Here is a 3508-nt window from a genome sequence, read left to right on the forward strand (position 1 = left end):
CCGCCCGTACTTTGAGAACTACACAGTGGACGCGAGCATCTTCCAGGATGATCTTCGGATTGTTCTGGTGAAGATGATCTTAAAGATCATTAGTCAATTTTTTGACGATTCAACTCATGTGATTTCAAGTCTTTAAGAGCAAACGGTGGATGCCTTGGCATCTGGAGCCGAAGAAGGACGTAGCAATCTGCGATAAGCCTCGGGGAACTGATAAGCGAGTTTTGATCCGAGGGTGTCCGAATGGGGAAACCCCGCCAGGGCGCGTGCGTACCTGGTGACTCCCGCCTGAATATATAGGGCGGGTAGAGGGAACGTGGGGAAGTGAAACATCTCAGTACCCACAGGAAGAGAAAGCAACAGCGATTCCGTGAGTAGTGGCGAGCGAAATCGGATCAGGCTAAACCTCATGCGTGTGATACCCGGCAGGGGTTGCGTGTGGGGGGTTGTGGGACTTTTCGGATTGTTCTGCCGAGCAGTCGACGTGACAAGAGGGTATAGACGAACGGTTTTGAATGGCCGGTCATAGAGGGTGCGAACCCCGTAGTCGAAATGCTTGTTCTTGGCGTGAAGAGTATCCCAAGTAGCACGGGGCCCGAGAAATCCCGTGTGAATCTGTCAGGACCACCTGATAAGCCTAAATACTCCCAGATGACCGATAGCGGACAAGTACCGTGAGGGAAAGGTGAAAAGTACCCCGGGAGGGGAGTGAAATAGTACCTGAAACCGTTTGCTTACAAACCGTTGGAGCCTCCTTAGTAGGGGTGACAGCGTGCCTTTTGAAGAATGAGCCTGCGAGTTAGCGATACGTGGCGAGGTTAACCCGTGTGGGGTAGCCGTAGCGAAAGCGAGTCTGAATAGGGCGATACAGTCGCGTGTCCTAGACCCGAAGCGAAGTGATCTATCCATGGCCAGGTTGAAGCGACGGTAAGACGTCGTGGAGGACCGAACCCACTTAGGTTGAAAACTGAGGGGATGAGCTGTGGATAGGGGTGAAAGGCCAATCAAACTTCGTGATAGCTGGTTCTCTCCGAAATGCATTTAGGTGCAGCGTTGCGTGTTTCTTGCCGGAGGTAGAGCTACTGGATGGCCGATGGGCCCTACAAGGTTACTGACGTCAGCCAAACTCCGAATGCCGGTAAGTGAGAGCGCAGCAGTGAGACTGTGGGGGATAAGCTTCATAGTCGAGAGGGAAACAACCCAGACCACCAACTAAGGTCCCTAAGCGCGTGCTAAGTGGGAAAGGATGTGGAGTTGCTTTGACAACCAGGAGGTTGGCTTAGAAGCAGCCACCCTTGAAAGAGTGCGTAATAGCTCACTGGTCAAGTGATTCCGCGCCGACAATGTAACGGGGCTCAAGCACGCCACCGAAGTTGTGGCATTGACATTTTTGGTAGGCCTTCGTGGTCCAGCCGTGTTGATGGGTAGGAGAGCGTCGTGTGGCGAGTGAAGCGGCGGGGTGACCCAGCCGTGGACGCTACACGAGTGAGAATGCAGGCATGAGTAGCGAAAGACGTGTGAGAAACACGTCCTCCGAAAGACCAAGGGTTCCAGGGTCAAGCTAATCTTCCCTGGGTAAGTCGGGACCTAAGGCGAGGCCGACAGGCGTAGTCGATGGACAACGGGTTGATATTCCCGTACCGGCGAAGAACCGCCCCAGTCAATCCAGTGGTGCTAAGAGTCCTAGCTCGGAATGTTCCGGATCCCTTCGGGGTGATGGTCGTCCGTGTGAACGCTCGACCCCATGCTGGTGCGGCTAGCGTATTAACAGGTGTGACGCAGGAAGGTAGCCCAAGCCAGGCGATGGTAGTCCTGGTGCAAGTGCGTAGGCCAAGTGATAGGCAAATCCGTCACTTATACAGGCTGAGACACGATGCGGATAAAAAGTGGGTGATCCTATGCTGCCGAGAAAAGCATCGACGCGAGGTTCTAGCTGCCCGTACCCCAAACCGACTCAGGTGGTCAGGTAGAGAATACCAAGGAGATCGAGAGAATCGTGGTTAAGGAACTCGGCAAAATGCCCCCGTAACTTCGGGAGAAGGGGGGCCATCCACTTATTAGGACTTGCTCCGAAAGGGTGTGGTGGCCGCAGAGACTAGTGGGTAGCGACTGTTTACTAAAAACACAGGTCCGTGCCAAGTCGCAAGACGATGTATACGGACTGACGCCTGCCCGGTGCTGGAAGGTTAAGAGGACCGGTTAGCCGCAAGGCGAAGCTGAGAATTTAAGCCCCAGTAAACGGCGGTGGTAACTATAACCATCCTAAGGTAGCGAAATTCCTTGTCGGGTAAGTTCCGACCTGCACGAATGGCGTAACGACTTCCCAACTGTCTCAACCGCGAACTCGGCGAAATTGCATTACGAGTAAAGATGCTCGTTACGCGCAGCAGGACGGAAAGACCCCGTGACCTTTACTACAGCTTGGTATTGGTGTTCGGTGTGGCTTGTGTAGGATAGGTGGGAGACGGTGAAGCATTCACGCCAGTGAGTGTGGAGTCATTGTTGAAATACCACTCTGGTCACTCTGGATATCTAACTTAGGACCGTGATCCGGTTCAGGGACAGTGCCTGGTGGGTAGTTTAACTGGGGCGGTTGCCTCCCAAAATGTAACGGAGGCGCCCAAAGGTTCCCTCAACCTGGTTGGCAATCAGGTGGCGAGTGTAAGTGCACAAGGGAGCTTGACTGTGAGACTGACAGGTCGAGCAGGGACGAAAGTCGGGACTAGTGATCCGGCAGTGGCTTGTGGAAGCGCTGTCGCTCAACGGATAAAAGGTACCTCGGGGATAACAGGCTGATCTTGCCCAAGAGTCCATATCGACGGCATGGTTTGGCACCTCGATGTCGGCTCGTCGCATCCTGGGGCTGGAGTAGGTCCCAAGGGTTGGGCTGTTCGCCCATTAAAGCGGTACGCGAGCTGGGTTTAGAACGTCGTGAGACAGTTCGGTCCCTATCCGCTGCGCGCGTAGGAAGTTTGAGAGGATCTGACCCTAGTACGAGAGGACCGGGTTGGACGAACCTCTGGTGTGTCAGTTGTTCCGCCAGGAGCACCGCTGATTAGCTACGTTCGGGATGGATAACCGCTGAAAGCATCTAAGCGGGAAGCCGGCCTCAAGATGAGACTTCCATACCCCTTGTGGGTGAGAGGCTCCCAGCCAGACTACTGGGTTGATAGGCCGGATGTGGAAGCGCAGTAATGCGTGAAGCTGACCGGTACTAATAAGCCGATGACTTGATAACACACCGTTTTAGGTGCTTGCGTCCACTGAGTGGTTCTCGATGTACGGTCGAGAACAACACAACAATGAAACACATGTCGTTGTTGGTTTTTGAAACACATCAATAGTGTTTCGGCGGCCATAGCGAGAGGGAAACGCCCGGTCACATTCCGAACCCGGAAGCTAAGCCTCTCAGCGCCGATGGTACTGCAGGGGGGACCCTGTGGGAGAGTAGGACACCGCCGGACTTCCTTTACCGAAATGGCCACCCAACGCTGGGTGGCCATTTCGCATT

General features: G+C 54.2%; 2 rRNA genes. Both read left to right on the forward strand.

The window, feature by feature from the left end:
- Positions 1 to 122 precede the first annotated feature (122 nt).
- A 23S ribosomal RNA gene (locus FB047_RS16735) occupies positions 123 to 3235 on the forward strand.
- Between the two features lie 109 nt (positions 3236 to 3344).
- Positions 3345 to 3461 (forward strand): 5S ribosomal RNA (gene rrf, locus FB047_RS16740).
- Positions 3462 to 3508: the final 47 nt, after the last annotated feature.

Source organism: Microbacterium hydrothermale, from assembly GCF_004854025.1.
GTDB classification, from domain to species: Bacteria; Actinomycetota; Actinomycetes; order Actinomycetales; family Microbacteriaceae; genus Microbacterium; species Microbacterium hydrothermale.